This window comes from Streptomyces sp. ISL-36 (genome assembly GCF_018614205.1).
GTDB lineage: Bacteria > Actinomycetota > Actinomycetes > Streptomycetales > Streptomycetaceae > Streptomyces.
The window spans coordinates 1-15,199 of sequence record NZ_JAGGOS010000148.1; the positions used below are offsets into that span (position 1 = coordinate 1).

At 71.9% G+C, this 15,199-nt stretch carries 17 protein-coding genes; 9 read left to right on the forward strand and 8 right to left on the reverse strand.

Going from position 1 to position 15,199, the window contains the following annotated elements; all coding sequences use genetic code 11:
- The first annotated feature begins 335 nt into the window (after positions 1–335).
- Together J7E93_RS31985 and J7E93_RS31990 are read left to right on the forward strand one after the other, a co-directional pair.
- Positions 336–1,394 carry a C40 family peptidase gene (locus tag J7E93_RS31985; RefSeq protein ID WP_215073531.1) on the forward strand — a complete coding sequence of 353 codons (1,059 nt, stop codon included), beginning with the start codon at positions 336–338 and terminating at the stop codon, positions 1,392–1,394.
- Between the two features lie 250 nt (positions 1,395–1,644).
- Positions 1,645–2,898, forward strand: a complete 1,254-nt coding sequence (locus J7E93_RS31990) for a PP2C family protein-serine/threonine phosphatase (RefSeq protein ID WP_215073532.1) — start codon at positions 1,645–1,647, stop codon at positions 2,896–2,898.
- 31 nt (positions 2,899–2,929) lie between these two features.
- Here J7E93_RS31990 and J7E93_RS31995 read toward each other — a convergent pair whose 3' ends face one another.
- The 3 genes from J7E93_RS31995 to J7E93_RS32005 all read right to left on the reverse strand — a co-directional run bounded on the left by J7E93_RS31995 (position 2,930) and on the right by J7E93_RS32005 (position 4,395).
- On the reverse strand, positions 2,930–3,274 hold the full coding sequence (locus J7E93_RS31995; RefSeq protein WP_215073533.1) for a DUF2516 family protein: 345 nt from the start codon (positions 3,272–3,274) through the stop codon (positions 2,930–2,932).
- A 97-nt stretch (positions 3,275–3,371) separates the two neighbouring features.
- A complete protein-coding gene (locus tag J7E93_RS32000; protein WP_215073534.1) occupies positions 3,372–3,956 on the reverse strand; it encodes a hypothetical protein in 585 nt (194 codons plus the stop codon).
- Positions 3,957–3,984: 28 nt separating this feature from the next.
- Entirely contained in the window at positions 3,985–4,395 is a 411-nt protein-coding gene (locus J7E93_RS32005; RefSeq protein ID WP_215073535.1) for a helix-turn-helix domain-containing protein, read from the reverse strand.
- A gap of 153 nt (positions 4,396–4,548) precedes the next feature.
- Here J7E93_RS32005 and J7E93_RS32010 point away from each other — a divergent pair, with 153 nt between their 5' ends.
- Both J7E93_RS32010 and J7E93_RS32015 read left to right on the forward strand, forming a co-directional pair.
- A complete protein-coding gene (locus J7E93_RS32010) occupies positions 4,549–4,959 on the forward strand; it encodes a VOC family protein (protein ID WP_215073536.1) in 411 nt (136 codons plus the stop codon).
- A gap of 119 nt (positions 4,960–5,078) precedes the next feature.
- Entirely contained in the window at positions 5,079–5,573 is a 495-nt protein-coding gene (locus tag J7E93_RS32015; RefSeq protein WP_251067382.1) for a helix-turn-helix transcriptional regulator, read from the forward strand.
- 9 nt (positions 5,574–5,582) lie between these two features.
- Here the strand turns inward: J7E93_RS32015 and J7E93_RS32020 are convergent, their stop codons facing one another.
- Positions 5,583–5,951, reverse strand: coding sequence for a VOC family protein (locus J7E93_RS32020; protein WP_215073537.1), 369 nt, complete (start codon positions 5,949–5,951; stop codon positions 5,583–5,585).
- A 93-nt stretch (positions 5,952–6,044) separates the two neighbouring features.
- Between J7E93_RS32020 and J7E93_RS32025 the strand changes: the two genes are divergently transcribed.
- Both J7E93_RS32025 and J7E93_RS32030 read left to right on the forward strand, forming a co-directional pair.
- Positions 6,045–6,518 carry a helix-turn-helix transcriptional regulator gene (locus J7E93_RS32025; RefSeq protein WP_215073538.1) on the forward strand — a complete coding sequence of 158 codons (474 nt, stop codon included), beginning with the start codon at positions 6,045–6,047 and terminating at the stop codon, positions 6,516–6,518.
- Positions 6,519–6,528: 10 nt separating this feature from the next.
- Positions 6,529–6,945, forward strand: a complete 417-nt coding sequence (locus tag J7E93_RS32030) for a VOC family protein (protein WP_215073539.1) — start codon at positions 6,529–6,531, stop codon at positions 6,943–6,945.
- Between the two features lie 61 nt (positions 6,946–7,006).
- On the opposite strand, the gene J7E93_RS32035 is transcribed toward J7E93_RS32030, so the two are convergent.
- Complete coding sequence (locus J7E93_RS32035) at positions 7,007–7,363, reverse strand: DoxX family protein (protein WP_215073540.1); 357 nt, start codon at positions 7,361–7,363, stop codon at positions 7,007–7,009.
- 193 nt (positions 7,364–7,556) lie between these two features.
- Between J7E93_RS32035 and J7E93_RS32040 the strand changes: the two genes are divergently transcribed.
- Together J7E93_RS32040 and J7E93_RS32045 are read left to right on the forward strand one after the other, a co-directional pair.
- A complete protein-coding gene (locus J7E93_RS32040) occupies positions 7,557–8,042 on the forward strand; it encodes a MarR family winged helix-turn-helix transcriptional regulator (protein WP_215073541.1) in 486 nt (161 codons plus the stop codon).
- Between the two features lie 224 nt (positions 8,043–8,266).
- Complete coding sequence (locus J7E93_RS32045; RefSeq protein ID WP_251067388.1) at positions 8,267–9,721, forward strand: MFS transporter; 1,455 nt, start codon at positions 8,267–8,269, stop codon at positions 9,719–9,721.
- 86 nt (positions 9,722–9,807) lie between these two features.
- Here the strand turns inward: J7E93_RS32045 and J7E93_RS32050 are convergent, their stop codons facing one another.
- A complete protein-coding gene (locus tag J7E93_RS32050) occupies positions 9,808–11,187 on the reverse strand; it encodes a radical SAM protein (protein WP_215073542.1) in 1,380 nt (459 codons plus the stop codon).
- 20 nt (positions 11,188–11,207) lie between these two features.
- Positions 11,208–12,167: a DMT family transporter gene (locus J7E93_RS32055; RefSeq protein ID WP_251067383.1), complete on the reverse strand. Its 960-nt coding sequence runs from the start codon at positions 12,165–12,167 to the stop codon at positions 11,208–11,210.
- 72 nt (positions 12,168–12,239) lie between these two features.
- Between J7E93_RS32055 and J7E93_RS32060 the strand changes: the two genes are divergently transcribed.
- Positions 12,240–13,121 (forward strand): LysR family transcriptional regulator, encoded by an 882-nt coding sequence (locus tag J7E93_RS32060; RefSeq protein ID WP_251067384.1) that lies wholly within the window; start codon positions 12,240–12,242, stop codon positions 13,119–13,121.
- Here J7E93_RS32060 and J7E93_RS32065 read toward each other — a convergent pair.
- The gene (locus tag J7E93_RS32065; protein ID WP_215073543.1) at positions 13,109–15,199 is read right to left on the reverse strand and encodes an AAA family ATPase; all 2,091 of its coding nucleotides are present in this window, start codon (positions 15,197–15,199) and stop codon (positions 13,109–13,111) included. The genes J7E93_RS32060 and J7E93_RS32065 overlap by 13 nt on opposite strands.

Genomic DNA, 15,199 nt, shown 5'->3' on the forward strand with positions numbered 1-15,199 from the left:
ACCGCCGGCCCCCGCGCCCAGACCGCCCCACCCGCGCCCAGACCGCCCAACCGGCGCCCAGACCGCCCCACCGGCGCTCGGTCAACCGCCCCGCCGGCGTCCGGCCGACCGCCCCTCCGACGCTCCGTCGGCCGCCCCGCCACCCAACTGCCGGTGAAATCGCCTCGCGTCGGGAACGCACCAGGCGTATCGCTCGTCCCCTGTGAGGGGTAAACGGCCCGACAGGCCCGGTCTCCCCTGTTGCTTTCACGTTTCGCATGGCACTATCGCCAAGGTCACCGCTAAGTTACTGACGGTAAATCAGATACCGGTGCCGGACCGTCCGAGGGGGAGCTTTGAACCGACGCCGCTGTGCCACCGCCGCGATCACCGTGGTCTGCGCCCTGACGGCGCTCGCCTCACCCGTACTGACCGGAGCGGCCACGGCCGCACCCCTTCCCCCCGCTCCCCCGACGCTGCCCGAGAAGAGCCTCGAAGAGGTCCGCAAGGAGATAGACGGCCTGTACCGGCAGGCCGCCGTCGCCACCGACGCGTACAACCTCGCCGAGGAGCAGACCAAGGAGCAGTCGGCCGAGATCGTGAAGCTGGCCCGGATGATCGTGACCGGCCGCGAGAAGATCGACCGGCTCAAGGCCCAGGCGGGCGCGGCGGCCCGCGCCCAGTACCGCAACGGCGGGCTTCCCGACGACGCCCAGTTCGTCCTCACCAACGACCCGCAGCTCTTCCTGGACAACGCCGGACGGCTGCAGCAGGGCCAGAAGGCCACCAAGGACCTCCTCTCCGAGATGACCCTCACGCAGGCGGAGTTGACGGTCTACGCCAAGGACGCGGGCACCAACTGGACCAAGCTGGAGGCCAACCGCGTCAAGCAGGCCAAGGCGAAGAAGGACATCAACGACAAGATCGCCGCGGCCAGGAAGCTCGAGTCCGAGCTGGAGGCCGAGGAGCGGGCGCGGCTGCTCCGGATGGAGGAGCAGGAGCAGTACAAGGCGCAGACCGCCTGGCTGGACACCGGCGTCCTCGACGGCCTCGACAACACGGCGACCGCGCGCGGCAAGCGGGCGGTGGAGTTCGCCACGGCACAGATCGGCAAGCCGTACGTCTGGGGCGCCGAGGGGCCCGGCTCGTACGACTGCTCGGGCCTGACGCAGAGCGCCTGGGGCGCGGCGGGCCGCGCCATCCCCCGCACCTCGCAGGAGCAGTGGCGCCTGCTGCCGCGGGTCGACATCAAGGACATGCGGCCAGGTGACCTGATCGTCTACTACAAGGACGCCAGCCACATCGGGATGTACGTCGGGAACGGGGCGATGGTGCACGCACCGCGCCCGGGCAGGAACGTGACGATCGCGGGGGCGGGCTCGATGGAGATCCTGGGAGTCGTCCGCCCCGAGTGACGCCGCTCACGGCCGCTCACGGCCGGTAGGACCGCCCCTCGGCGTGATGTTCGTCATGACGGAGCGGGCGCCGAGCGGGCAACAAGCGGGCGACAACCTCCGCATGCGCGGCATATGCCAGCGCCTGTGCGGTGCTCGTGTCGTGATCACCATTCCGTTGCCCGGCGGGGTGGCGCTATCGTCCCCGTCTGGCGGGACGTCGTTCGTCGCCCTGCCGCGCCCTCGGGGGGAGGGAAGGAAAACAGGACCGATGCCCGTACCCGTACCGCGACAGAGAATCGTCTCTGCGGCGGCGCCCGGCGCTGCCACCGCTGTGACCGCTGCGACTGGCACCGATCTCACCCTGCTCGTCGTCGAGGACGACCCGGCGGGTGCCCTCGCCGTACCCGAAATGCTCGACGCGGACGGGACCCGCGTCCGTATCCGTACCGCCCGCAACCTCACCGAGGCGGAGCGGCTGCTCACCGACGACGTGCACTGCGTCCTGGTCGACCTGGCCCTGCCCGGGCCCCGGGCGGCGGGCGACGACCCGCTCGCGCCGCTGCGGCACGTCCTGCGGCTCGCACCGCGCCACGCGGTCCTCGCGCTCGCGGCCTCGGCCGACGCGGAGCTGGCGGCGGAGGCGGTACGGGTCGGGGCGCAGGACCATCTCTTCCGCGAGGAGCTCGACGGCCGGCTGCTGAGCCGGGCCATCCGGTACGCGGTCGAGCGCAAGCGGGCCGACGTGGTCCAGGTGAAGCTGGCCGAGTCACGGCTGCGGGCCCAGGAGAACGCCCGCCTGGAACGCGGACTGCTCCCCACGCCGCTCCTGGAGGGCTCCGACCTGCGGTTCGCGGCCCGCTACCGGCCCGGCCGCTCGCGCGCCCTGCTCGGCGGCGACTTCTACGACACCGTCCGCACGCCCGACGGCACGGTCCACGCGATGATCGGCGACGTCTGCGGGCACGGCCCGGACGAGGCGGCGCTCGGCGTCGAACTGCGGATCGCGTGGCGGGCGCTCACTTTCGCGGGGCTGTGCGGGGACGAGCTGCTCTCCACGATGCAGAAGGTCCTGGAGCACGAGCGGGAGAGCGACGAGATCTTCGCGACGCTCTGCACGGTCGACATCGCCCCGGACGGGCGCCGGGCGGGTCTGTGTCTGGCCGGACACCCCGCGCCGCTGATCGCCCGGCCGGGCGGACCGGCGCGGCTGCTGCCGTACGAGGACGGCGGCCCCGCCCTCGGTCTGCTGCCGCGCGCCCGCTGGCCCCGCCGCCAGGTGGAGCTGGGCGGGACGTGGAGCCTGCTGATGTACACCGACGGACTGATCGAGGGCCGCTCGGCCGGACCGGACTCTCCCCGGCTCGGCCAGGACGGGATGGTCGAGATGATCAACCGGCAGCTGGCCGAGGGCCTGCGGGGCGAGGAGCTCCTGGAGGCGGCGGTGACCGAGGTGCGGTCGCTGAACGGCGGGGAACTGACGGACGACGTGGCGCTGCTGGCACTGGAAAGGGCCCGGGGGTAGCCCCCGGGCCCGTTTCCGCGCGCTCTGTCGGTCAGCGTCCGCCGTTGTAGGGGCCGTACGGCCCGTCGCTGCTGGAGCCGCCGCGGCGCCCGCCACCACCGCCGCCGGAGACCTGCCGCAGGGCCGGCCGGACGTCGACCATGAAGACGATGGCCGCGATGACCCCGGCGATCTGGAGGAAGAGGATCTCCAGGAACAGGTTCAGGACCAGGTTGATGCCGAGGATGATCAGCCAGAACTTCTTCGTCTGCTTGTCCGCCGCGCGGTACGCGTCCTCGCGTGCCATGGCGGCGAAGACGAACGAGACGACGGCGAAGCCGAGGAAGAGCAGCCAGACCACCAGGGTGACACCGAGGTCGAATCCGTCGCGCAACATGCTGAGCACCGCCTAGTCAGTGGAGAGAGCGCCTCGCGGCCAAGGTACCCGGTACAACGCGCCGGGCACCCTGATTGGTGCCCCGCCTCGCCCCGTCCTACTTGTCGGTGGCGGTGGCGGTCTTCTTGGCCGGGGCCTTGCGGGCCGTGGGCTTCCGCGGGGCGGGGGTCTTCTCGGCGGCGGTCTCCTCGGCCGTGACCTCGGTCTTCTCCGCCTTGACCTCGGTCTTGTCGGCCTTGTCCGCCGGCTCGGGCTCGACGACGATCGCGATCTCGGTGATCTCCTCGGCGGCCTCACCGCGCCACGCCCGGACGGCCTCCTCGCCGTGCGCGGCGACCTCCTCGTACTTCTCGCGCGCCTTGACCGCGTACTCGGCGGCGACGCCGACACTCCGCAGGGCCAGGTCCTGGGCGGTCTCGCCGAGCTTCTTCAGGTCCGTGTCGAGGCTGCCCACGACCTCGGCGAGCTTCGACTGCACGGTGGCCTGGGCCTCCTTGGCCCGGTCGCTCACCTTCTCCTGCACGGCCTTGGGGTCCGTCCGGCGCACGGCGTCGATCCGCGCGGGCGCCTCGGCGGCGATCTGCTCGATCAGGCCGGGGACCTTCTTCGCCTGCTGAACGGCGAGGTCGGCGGTGCCGGCGGCGAAGTAGAGAGGGGTACGCAGTTCTTCGATGATGGCCATGGGTGTGGTCCTCCCGGATGTGTACGTACTAGCTCGAGGGTCGTTCGGCATCGGAGGCGTGGTCATTGGCGTTGTCGTCGGCGGCGTTGTCGTCGGCGGCGTTCTCCTTGCGGAAGGAGTCGTAGATCTGGAGCAGCACCTGCTTCTGCCGCTCGTTGATCGAGGGATCGGCCAGGATGACGGCCCGCGTCTCCAGCTCGTCCCGTTCCTTCTCGTCGAGGATTCCGGCCCGCACGTACAGCGTCTCCGCGGAGATCCGCAGCGCTTTGGCGACCTGCTGCAGCACCTCGGCGCTGGGCTTGCGCAGACCGCGCTCGATCTGACTCAGATACGGATTGGACACCCCCGCGGCCTCGGCGAGCTGCCGCAGCGACAGCTGCGCGGTGCGCCGCTGTTCACGGAGGTACTCGCCGAGATTGCCGACGTTGAGTGATGCCATGCCTCGACCATGCCACCGTCCGCTAACTATTGCAAGCACATGCTTGCAATAGTGCTCGTGTCGCCCGGCGCCTCCCCGCGCCTCCCCGCGCCTGGGCCGGATCGGTCAGGAATCGAGAAGCACGGGTAGACAGGCGCCCCTAGCCTGATCGTCATGGACATCACCATTCACACGAGCTCCCTGCCGCATGACGACCCGGACGCGTCCCTGGCGTTCTACCGCGACGCCCTCGGCTTCGAGGTCCGCAGCGACGTCGGCCAGGGCAAGATGCGCTGGATCACCGTCGGCCCGGTCGGCCAGCCCGACACGTCCATCCTCCTGGCGCCGCCGGCCGCCGACCCCGGGATCACCGAGGACGAGCGCCGCACCATCGTCGAGATGATGGCCAAGGGCACCTACGGCTGGATCCTGCTGGCCACTCGGGACCTCGACGCCACTTTCGAGAAGGTGCAGGCCGGCGACGCCGAGGTCGTCCAGGAGCCGACCGAGCAGCCGTACGGCATCCGCGACTGCGCCTTCCGCGATCCCGCGGGCAATCTGATCCGCATCCAGGAGCTTCGCTGAGCCGTCCGGTCCGGCCGGTCATCGATCCGGCCCTGACGGCCGACGTCGCGACCACCGCCCTCCGCTCCGCCTCTGCCCCGCCTCCCCGCCGTCGCCAACCAGCGAAAAGGAGCTCTCTCATGTGTCACCCCTCGTGGGGGCGCGCACGTGTCGCGGCGCAGCGCCTGAGCGACCTCGCGCTGCTGCGCCGCGTCCGGGACCGGATCGACCGGGAGTACGCGCAACCGTTGAACGTCGAGGCGCTCGCCCGCGGCGCGAACATGTCCGCCGGGCACCTCAGCCGCCAGTTCCGGCTGGCCTACGGCGAGTCCCCGTACGCGTACCTGATGACGCGTCGCATCGAGCGCGCGACGGCGCTGCTGCGCCGTGGCGACCTCAGCGTCACCGAGGTCTGCTTCACGGTCGGCTGCTCGTCGCTGGGCACCTTCAGCACCCGCTTCACCGAGCTGGTCGGCATGCCGCCCAGCGCCTACCGGCGCCACGCCGCTGAAGCCTGCCTCGGAGCCGCTCTGGGGCTACGGCGGTGTCGTACAGGCCCCCGGCGGGACGATCGGGAAGACGCCGGGTCCTTCACCGACCCTGACGGCCTCGCCTGTGAGGCCACCATGCCCTGACCGCCCCCGTCAGCGTCCGACGATGCAGAAGGGGTGCCCCGCCGGGTCGGTGAGGACCCGCCACTTCTCCTCGTGCGGCTGGTGTTTCGGCCTGCCCGCGCCCAGTTCCAGCAGCCGGGCCTCGGCCTCGTCCAGGTCCGCGACGTCGAAGCAGAAGTGAATCTGCTGGGGAACGTCCTGGCCCGGCCAGGTCGGTGCCCGGTGGCCGTCGACCCGCTGAAAGCCGATGAGGAGCCCGTTCTCACCGTGGAGGCCGGCGAAGTCGGCGTTCGACTTCGGGTGGGGTTCGAGGCCGGTGGCCTGCTCGTAGAACGCCGCAAGAGCCGGCGGGTCGGCGCAGTCGAGGGTGATCGCGCTCAACTTCATCTGCAGGGGCATGGGACCTCCGGCGGCTCGGTGGACGTTCGCGATGCACACCCTAGGGAAGCCGAGGCCGGGGCAGGCGGCCGGTGCCGTGCCATGCTGGTACGTATGACACTGGACGATCTGGTACGGCTGCGCCGGGCCCGGGACATGATGGACCGCGACTACGCGCAGCCACTGGACGTTCAGGCCCTGGCGAAGGTCGCCCTCATGTCGCCCGGGCACTTCTCCCGCAGCTTCCGCGCCGCCTACGGCGAGACGCCGTACAGCTATCTGATGACCCGCCGTGTCGAGCGGGCGAAGGCGCTGCTGCGGCGAGGCGATCTGAGCGTGACGGAGGTCTGCTTCGCGGTCGGATGTACCTCGCTCGGGTCGTTCAGCTCGCGCTTCACCGAGCTGGTCGGCGAGAGCCCGAGTGCCTACCGGGCCCGCCGCCACGACGCGGGCGCCGCGATCCCTCCGTGCGTCGCCAAGATCCTCACGCGCCCCGTCAGGAACGGCGGACCGGCGGGGAGCGGGGAACCGTTGGGCAGTGGGGAACCGGTCAGGATCGGAGAAGCGGAATCCGCAGACGCGTCGTAGCGTCGACGGCATGGACATCAAGCTCTCCCAGTGCTTCATCGCCGTCGACGACCATGACAAGGCGCTCGCCTTCTACCGCGACGCCGTGGGTCTTGAGGTGCGCAACGACGTCGGGTTCGAGGGGATGCGCTGGGTGACCGTCGGGTCGCCCGCGCAGCCGGACGCGGAGATCGTCCTCGAACCGCCGGCCGCCGACCCCAACGCCTCGCCCGCCGACCGGCAGGCCATGGCGGAACTGCTGGCCAAGGGCATGCTGCGCGGCGTGAACTTCTCCACCGACGACTGCGACGCGACCTTCGAACGCATCCGGGCGGCCGGCGGCGAAGTGCTGCAGGAGCCGACCGACCAGCCTTACGGCGTGCGCGACTGCGCCTTCCGCGACCCGGCCGGCAACATGATCAGGTTCGCCCAGCCCCGTACGTCGTAACCGCTCCGCGGATGGCGGAGGGGCGGGGACGCCCCGCCCGACCGCTCCTCGGGGACGGTGGTCAGGAGGCGTGGCCGAGCGCCAGGGCGCCGACCACCGGCGCGGCGTAGATCAGCGGGAAGGGGATGTGCGCGTACCAGCGGGCACGGACCACGGCGACGACCGCTCCGGCGAAGTAGAGCACGAGCCCGATTCCCGCGGCGACGCCGATCACCGGCACGAACAGGCCGGCCAGCAGGCCCGCCGCACCCGCCGCCTTCGCCGTGCCGAGCCACAGCAGCCACGACCCGGGGATGCCGTAGTCGGCCATCGGCTGCACGACCCACTGCGCGCGGAGGAAGACGGAGACGGCCGAGAAGCCCGTCATGAGAGCGGCGAGAACGGTGACGACGGTGGAGGCGGTGGAGGCGGTGAACATCGGTGAGGCTCCCATCGGGCGTGGACCACGGCGCATCCGCTCCGGCCGGGTCCGGGTCTCTTGACTTCGTCACCGCACTGACGGGTCCGGGCGGGGAAGTGTGACCGGTGACGGACACCGGTTTTCTCCCCCCACCCACTCGTCCGCTTCCTGATAATCCGCGACGGATCGACCTTTCGCTACCCTGGCCGCCATGACAGCCATGGCACCCACGCGCACCGAACCGGACCTGTCCTTCCTCCTCGACCACACCAGCCACGTCCTGCGCACCCGGATGAGCGCCGAACTCGGGGCGATCGGACTCACCCCGCGCATGCACTGCGTCCTCGTCCACGCCTTGGAGGAGGAACGCACCCAGGCGCAGCTCGCCGAGATCGGGGACATGGACAAGACCACGATGGTGGTGACCGTCGACGCCCTGGAGAAGGCCGGGCTCGCCGAGCGCAGGCCGTCCAGCACCGACCGGCGGGCGCGGATCATCGCCGTGACCGAGGCCGGCGCGAAGGTCGCGAAGGAGAGCCAGAGGATCGTCGACCGGGTGCACCAGAGCGCGCTCGACTCCCTGCCCGACGACGAGCGCGAGGTGCTGCTGCGCGCGCTGAACCGCCTGGTCGCCGGCCATCTTCAGACGCCCGCCGAAGGGCCCCGACCGGCCCGGCGGGCCCGCCAGAAGGGATAGCGGGGCGACAAGACCCGCACCACGATCCGTAAAAGATAGTCTGCAACAAAACTATCTGCTACGGTCTCTCCTGTTGGCTCCCGACGACAGGAGAGACCGCAATGTCTGCCACTGAAACGCCCTCCACGGAAACAACCGACCGGGAAACAACCGACCGGGAGACAACCGACCGGGAAACCCCGTCCCGCTCCCGCTGGCTCGCGCTCGGCGTCCTGGCCACCGGGATGCTGATGACGATCCTCGACGGCAGCATCGTGACCGTCGCCATGCCGGCCATCCAGAGCGACCTCGGCTTCACCCCGGTCGGTCTGAGCTGGGTCGTCAACGCGTACCTCATCGCCTTCGGCTCCCTGCTCCTCCTCGCCGGCCGCCTCGGCGACCTCATCGGCCGCAAGCGGATGTTCCTCGCGGGTACGGGAGTGTTCACCGCCGCCTCCCTGCTGGCCGGCGTCGCCACCTCCCCCGGCCTCCTGATCGCCGCCCGCTTCCTCCAGGGCGTCGGCAGCGCGATGGCCTCGGCCGTCAGCCTCGGCATCCTCGTCACGCTCTTCACCGCACCGCGCGAACGGGCCAAGGCCATCGCCGTGTTCAGCTTCACCGGTGCGGCCGGCGCCTCGCTCGGACAGGTCCTCGGTGGGGTCCTCACCGACGCTCTCACCTGGAACTGGATCTTCTTCATCAATCTGCCGATCGGCATCGCCGCCCTGCTCGTCGCGCTCCCCGCCCTGCCGGGCGACCGGGGCCTGGGCCTGAAGGCCGGAGCGGACGTCGCCGGCGCGCTCCTCGTCACCTCCGGCCTGATGATCGGCATCTACGCGGCCGTCAAGATCGAGGAGTACGGCGCCTCTTCCGCCCACACCCTCGGCCTCGGCGGCCTCGCGCTCGCCCTCCTCGCCGGCTTCGTCGTCCGCCAGGCCACGGCGAAGAACCCGCTCATGCCGCTGCGGATCCTCCGCTCGCGCAGCGTCTCGGGCGCCAATCTGGTGCAGATGCTGATGGTCGCCGCGCTCTTCTCCTTCCAGATCCTCGTCGCGCTCTACCTGCAGAAGGTGCTCGGATACGGCGCCGCCCGCACCGGCCTCGCGATGCTGCCGGCCGCGGCCGTCATCGGTGCCGTGTCCCTGGGCGTCTCGGCCCGCCTGAACGCCCGCTTCGGTGAGCGCAACGTCCTGCTCACCGGTCTCGTCCTCCTCGTCGGCGTCCTCGGCCTGCTGACCCGGGTGCCCGTGCACGCCTCGTACGTCACCGATCTGCTGCCCGTCATGCTCCTGGCGGCCGGCTTCGGCCTCGCCCTTCCCGCGCTCACCTCGCTGGGCATGTCCGGCGCGAAGGAGGAGGACGCGGGGCTCGCCTCCGGCCTCTTCAACACCACCCAGCAGATCGGCATGGCCCTCGGCGTCGCGGTCCTCTCCACCCTGGCCGCCTCCCGCACCGAGTCGCTCACGGCCGCCGGCCGCCCCGCGGCCGAGGCCCTGACCGGCGGTTACCACCTGGCCTTCGCCGTCGGCACCGGCCTCCTCCTCGCCGCCCTGACCGTCGCCTTCACGGTGCTACGCCGCCCGGACCAAGCCCCCGAGACCAGGACCCGCCCGGACCAGGCCCCCAACACCAGGGCCCACGACGACCAGGCCCGGCAGTCCGCCCCCGCCGAACGGCAGAACCAGCTCACCACCCTCTGAGCCCCCGCACCCCCACCCGAGGCCGCCCCAGGACCACCACCCACGGTGGCCCCGGGGCGGCCTCGGTCGGCAGCAGCCCCCAGCGCCTACCGCGGCGCCCTCCCGCCGAACGCCGCCAGCGTCCGCTCCAGCGCCGGCATCGCCCGCACCACCCTCCTCGACCGGATCAGCGCGTCCCAGGCCGGTTCGAACTTCTTCCAGCCGCCCGCGTACGCCAGATGCCGAAGCCGCTCGTGCGTCCCCGGCTGCGCCGACGCTCCCCGCCAGATGTTGCGCCACCGGTAGAAGTCCCGGTACGCCCGCCAGTAGCCGTCCTCCAGCTGCTTCGGTGTCATCCTGGCGGGCTTGTAGACCACATGGCGGGTGTCGTACAGATCCCAGTCACGGTGCACGATCCGGTCCTCCGCCTCCAGCTGCTTCCACAGCCCTGTGGACGGATACGGCGTCATGATGTGGAAGGTCGCCGTCTCGATGCCCTGCTCGACCGCCCACTCCACCGTCCGGTCGAAGACGTCGGGGCCGTCGTGGTCCAGCCCGAAGACGAAGCTCGCGTTCACCATCACGCCCACGTCGTGCAGCCGCCGTACCGCCGCCGCGTAGTCGCGCCCGATGTTCTGGTTCTTCTTCCGTTCCGCGAGGTTCGCCCCGTTCACGGTCTCGAAGCCCACGAACAGACTCCGCAGACCCGCCTCCGCGGCACGCTCCAACAGCCCCGGCTCCAGGACCGACTTCACCGTCCCCGCCGCCTGCCACAGGCGGCCCATGCCGGCCATCCCGTCGAACAGGGACTCCGCGAACCGCCGGTTGCCCAGCAGATGGTCGTCGAGGAAGTACAGATGCCGTCCGGGCAGCCGCTCGATCTCGGCGAGCGCGTCGTCCACGGCCTGGGTGTAGAACGACTTCCCGCCCTCGAAGAAGGCGTCCTTGTAGCAGAAGTCGCAGTGGTGCGGACAGCCCCGTGAGACCACGATCGAGTTCGGTACGAGATACAGCTCGCGCTTGATCAGATCCCGCCGCACGGGCGGGAGGCCGGCGAGCGTGCGCCGTGCGGAGTGGTACCGCCGCAGGGGCGCGCCGTCACGGAAGTCCTTCAGGAAGAGCGGCCAGATGTCCTCCCCCGGCCCGGTGAAGACCGTGTCGGCGTGCGCGGCCGCCTCCTCCGGGAGCGAGGTGACGTGCAGGCCGCCCATCGCCACATGGACGCCGCGGGCGCGGAAGTGGTCGGCTATCTCGTAACTCCGCCTCGCCGAGGTGATGTACGGCTGGAGGACGAGCAGATCGGGCGCCGGGAGGGACGCGATGTCGACCCGCTCGACGTGTTCGTCGTACAGGGTCACCTCGTCGTCGGGGTCGAGGTACCCGGCGAGGGTGGCGAGGCCCAGGGGCGGGAAGAGCGAGTACTTGATGGGCCGGAACAGCGGGCTCGTGGCCTCCGTCAGGGCAGGCAGGATCATCGTTACGCGCATGCCAGCCCAGACTCGAACGGCTACACGGCCGGTTCCACCGCCCGCGAGGGCACGCGGGGGCGTCGCCGGGTGAGCCCCACGCCCGCCAGCACCACCGCCATCCCCACCAGCACCCGCGCGGTCAGCGGCTCGTCGAGGACCAGCGCCCCCAGCGTCACCGACACCACCGGCAGCAGATAGCCGACCGTCGCCGCGCTCGTCGGGCCCTCCTCCGCGATCATCCGGTAGTTGAGGTGGAAGGTAAGACCGGTCGCGAGGATCCCGAGGGCGACGACCGCGAGCACCCCCGTCCAGGTCGGCCACCCCGTCCCCCCGACGGTCAGGCCGAGCACGCTCGAGCCCGGCCCGTCCGAGCCCACCACGCCCAGCGTCGGCACAGTCAGCGCCGGCACGCTCAGGGCCGTCGCCGTCAGCAGTTGCGCGGCGGAGAGCGCGAGGGGCGCGGTGCCGCGCCCGGTGAGGCGACGGGCCATGTACGCGAAGGCCACCGCGTAGCTCGCACCCGCGGCGAGCAGGGCGAGAGCGCCCCCGCTCATCAGTCCGGAGCCCGCGCTCCAGGGCGCGAAGATCAGCAGGACGCCCGTGAAGCCGAGGAGCAGACCGCCGAGCCGGGCGGCTCCCAGCGGCCGTTCGGTCCCGAGGCCGAGGCCGATGAGCAGGGACCAGAGCGGGGTGGTGGCGTTCATGACGCCCGCCACACCGCTGTCCACGGTCTGCTCGCCGACGCTGAACAACAGGAACGGCAGGGCGTTGCAGAAGAAGGCGGCGACGGCCAGCCGTCCCCAGGTGCGCCGGTCCCCGAGCCCCGGCAGCCGCTGCCCCGCCCCGTACGCGAGCGCCAGCAGCACCCCCGCTCCGAGAAGACAGCGCAGAGAGGTGATCCACCCCGGCGTGAGGCCGTTGTCGAGCGCGATTTTGATCCACAGGAAGCCCGAACCCCAGAGCAGGGCCAGGACACCCATCCGTGTCGCCGATGCCATGCCCCCACCGTCCCCCGGCCCCACTCGACAGGACAAGCGAAGAATCATGCACCCGGCGTTAAGCTGTGCTACATGCTCGATGTGAGACGCATGCAGGTGCTCCGGGCCGTCGTCACCAGCGGCTCCGTGACCGCCGCCGCCGCGAACCTCGGTTACACCCCCTCGGCGGTGAGCCAGCAGATCGCCGTCCTGGAGAAGGAGGCGGGCATCGAGCTGCTCGAACGTTTCGGACGGGGCGTACGGCCGACCGCGGCGGGCCGGCTGCTCACCGAGCACGCCGCCGTGATCGGCCGCCAGGTGGCCGAAGCGGAGACGGCGCTGGCCGACCTGCGGGCGGGCCGGACCGGCCAGGTCGCGATCCGCTACTTCCCCACCGCCGGGGCCGATCTCGTCGCCCCCGCCCTGGCCCGCTTCCGCGCCGAACACCCCGGTGTACGCGTCGATCTGAGGATCGCCGACGGCGCGTGGGACGAGGAGGTCGACCTCACCCTCGTGGTCGGGCCGCGGAAGACCCCGCGCGGCGGCCTGAGCCCCGCCTACCCGGTCGGCCTCGTTCACCTCGTCGACGATCCCTACCGTGCCGTCCTCCCCCGGGGCCACCGGCTCGCCGACCGCCGGGTCCTCGACCTGGCCGAGCTCGCCGACGAGCCGTGGGTGGGAAGCGAGCGCCCCGGACCGTGCCTCGACGCCGTCCTGGAGGCGTGTGCGGCGGCCGGGTTCACACCGGACATCGCGGTGGAGTGCGAGGAGTACGCCACGGCCCAGGGCTTCGTCGCGGCCGGGCTCGGCATCAGCATGATCCCGCTGATGGGGCTGGGCAGCCGCCACCCGAACGTGGTCGTCCGCCGGGTCCGCGGGCCGGAGCCGGTCCGCTCGATCCACGCGGCGGTACGGGAGTCGTCCCTCGCCCTGCCGGCCGTACGCGGTCTTCTGACCGCCCTTCAGGAGGCCTGAGCGGCAAGGCAGTCGGGCAGCGGCTCACGGTGGACGACATCGAGCCGAGAGACGGCCCGGGTGAGCACGACGTACAGCCGGTGCAGTCCGCGCGGCTCGGCCGCCACGATCGCGGCGGGTTCGGCGACCACGACATGGTCGTACTCCAGCCCCTTGGCCATCGTCGCGGGCAGCACGGCCAGCCGCCCATCGGCGAACTCCCGCGCCACCGGCACACCTTCCCCAGCGGGTGTTGTGCTCACGACGTCGCCGCTCACCTCACCCACCACCTCGCCCAGCCCCTCGCCCACCGCCTTCGCCACCGCCTCCGCCAGCGGCTCGACCAGGTTCTCCGGCGCGATCACCCCCACCGAGCCCTCCAGCGCCAGCGCGGCCCGGACCGCGTCGGCGACCCCCTCCGCCACGTCCGCGACCCGGCGGATCCTGACCTCCCCGTCCGTGCGCATCGACCGCCCCGCCGGCACGTCCGTCCCCAGCTCGGGCAGCAGCCGGTTGGCGAGCTCGACGATGGCCGCGGGCACCCGGTAGCCCGTGGTGAGCGGCACGATCTCCGCCTCCGGCCTGGCCAGATGGGCCAGCTGCTCGCGCCAGTCGCGGGCCGCCCAGGGGGTCGTGCCCTGCGCCAGATCGCCGAGCACGGTCAGGGAGCCGAAGTCGGCCCGGCGGGCGATCGCCCGGCACTGCATCGGCGACAGGTCCTGGGCCTCGTCGACGACGACATGGCCGTAGCCCGCTGGGCGTTCGATCAGCCCGGCCAGCTCGTCGAGCAGCACGAGGTCGGCCGCGCTCCACCGCGCCGAGCGGGGGGAGCGGGGCGGCTTCGACCACCGGATCTCCGCCCGCTCCTCCGCGGTGAGCAGCGGGTCGGCGGGGTCCGACAGCACCTCCGCGAGGACCTGCTCGGGGGTGACGTCGGGCCAGCAGGCGTCCACGAACGCCGAGACCGGCCGGGCCCGTTCGATCCTCCGCACCCAGGCGGCGCCCAGGGGCCCGGCCCGCCGTTCCGCCCGGAGCTGGAGGGCCCGGACCACGCGGGCGCGGACCCGGTCGCGGCCGGTGGCGTAGGCCGGCGCCTCCTCCCGTACCGCCGTGACGATCCCCGCTAGCTCCTCGGCCGGCAGCCGCAGGCGGTACGTGCCGTCGGGGACGGCCAGCTCTCCCTCCAGGCTCTCGGCCGTGGCCACGCGCGCGTACAGCGCCCGGCGCAGCACCCCTGCCATCCGTACGTCGTGCTTGACCAGGGCCGCGGCCTCGTCGTCCACCGCCCGCACCTCATGGCGGGCGATCTCCTCCTCGACGGTCGACTGCCGGATCCCCGTCTCGCCGAGGGCGGGCAGCACCTCGGAGATGTAGGAGAGGAAGGCCCGGTTGGGGCCGAGGACGAGGAGGCCGGAGCGGCGGACCCGCTGGGGGTGGGTGTAGAGGAGGTACGCGGCCCGGTGCAGGCCGACGGCGGTCTTTCCGGTGCCGGGGGCGCCCTGCACGCAGAGCGAGACGGTCGGCCCGGACCGTACGAGGTCGTCCTGCTCGGGCTGGATGGTGGCCGCGATGTCGCGCATCGGGCCGATCCGGGGGCGCTCGATCTCGCCGGTGACGATCGCGCTGACCACCTCCTCCCCCGCGGCGAGGTGCTCGTCCTCCAGGCCGGTCAGGTCGGCCGAGTCGCCCCTGCTGTACGCGGCCCAGCCGAACCGGCGCCGCCGCAGGACGCCCTGCGGGTCGTGGGCCCCGGCCTGGTAGTAGGCACGGGAGACGGGGGCCCGCCAGTCGATGACGAGGGGCGGGGAGGCCGGATGCTCGGCGATCCGGCGGCGGCCGATGTGGTGGATCTGGCCGTCCGCGCGGTCGAGGCGACCGAAGAACAGCGGGCCGGGGGGCTGTTCGCCGAACTCCTTGGCCCGGCTGCGCAGGTGGTATCCGAGGGCTTCGGCGTCGGCGCCGGAGGCGGCGACGTCCTCGCCGGTGACGGCCTGTTCGGCCACGTCCGCGGTCATGCGGGCCAGGGCGGCACGGCAGGCGTCATGGTGGTCGCGTTCGCGGGCGAGCTCGAGGTCGAGCTCAAGGTCGAGTGACGTCAT

What these genes read in the sequence shown, in the direction of transcription:
- J7E93_RS31990 (WP_215073532.1), top strand. Translation starts at nt 1,645, where the DNA reads ATGCCCGTACCCGTACCGCGACAGAGAATCGTCTCTGCGGCGGCGCCC.
- J7E93_RS31995 (WP_215073533.1), bottom strand. Translation starts at nt 3,274, where the DNA reads ATGTTGCGCGACGGATTCGACCTCGGTGTCACCCTGGTGGTCTGGCTG.
- J7E93_RS32000 (WP_215073534.1), bottom strand. Translation starts at nt 3,956, where the DNA reads ATGGCCATCATCGAAGAACTGCGTACCCCTCTCTACTTCGCCGCCGGC.
- J7E93_RS32005 (WP_215073535.1), bottom strand. Translation starts at nt 4,395, where the DNA reads ATGGCATCACTCAACGTCGGCAATCTCGGCGAGTACCTCCGTGAACAG.
- J7E93_RS32010 (WP_215073536.1), top strand. Translation starts at nt 4,549, where the DNA reads ATGGACATCACCATTCACACGAGCTCCCTGCCGCATGACGACCCGGAC.
- J7E93_RS32015 (WP_251067382.1), top strand. Translation starts at nt 5,079, where the DNA reads ATGTGTCACCCCTCGTGGGGGCGCGCACGTGTCGCGGCGCAGCGCCTG.
- J7E93_RS32020 (WP_215073537.1), bottom strand. Translation starts at nt 5,951, where the DNA reads ATGCCCCTGCAGATGAAGTTGAGCGCGATCACCCTCGACTGCGCCGAC.
- J7E93_RS32025 (WP_215073538.1), top strand. Translation starts at nt 6,045, where the DNA reads ATGACACTGGACGATCTGGTACGGCTGCGCCGGGCCCGGGACATGATG.
- J7E93_RS32030 (WP_215073539.1), top strand. Translation starts at nt 6,529, where the DNA reads ATGGACATCAAGCTCTCCCAGTGCTTCATCGCCGTCGACGACCATGAC.
- J7E93_RS32035 (WP_215073540.1), bottom strand. Translation starts at nt 7,363, where the DNA reads ATGTTCACCGCCTCCACCGCCTCCACCGTCGTCACCGTTCTCGCCGCT.
- J7E93_RS32040 (WP_215073541.1), top strand. Translation starts at nt 7,557, where the DNA reads ATGACAGCCATGGCACCCACGCGCACCGAACCGGACCTGTCCTTCCTC.
- J7E93_RS32045 (WP_251067388.1), top strand. Translation starts at nt 8,267, where the DNA reads ATGCTGATGACGATCCTCGACGGCAGCATCGTGACCGTCGCCATGCCG.
- J7E93_RS32050 (WP_215073542.1), bottom strand. Translation starts at nt 11,187, where the DNA reads ATGCGCGTAACGATGATCCTGCCTGCCCTGACGGAGGCCACGAGCCCG.
- J7E93_RS32055 (WP_251067383.1), bottom strand. Translation starts at nt 12,167, where the DNA reads ATGGCATCGGCGACACGGATGGGTGTCCTGGCCCTGCTCTGGGGTTCG.
- J7E93_RS32060 (WP_251067384.1), top strand. Translation starts at nt 12,240, where the DNA reads ATGCTCGATGTGAGACGCATGCAGGTGCTCCGGGCCGTCGTCACCAGC.
- J7E93_RS32065 (WP_215073543.1), bottom strand. Translation starts at nt 15,199, where the DNA reads ATGACGTCACTCGACCTTGAGCTCGACCTCGAGCTCGCCCGCGAACGC.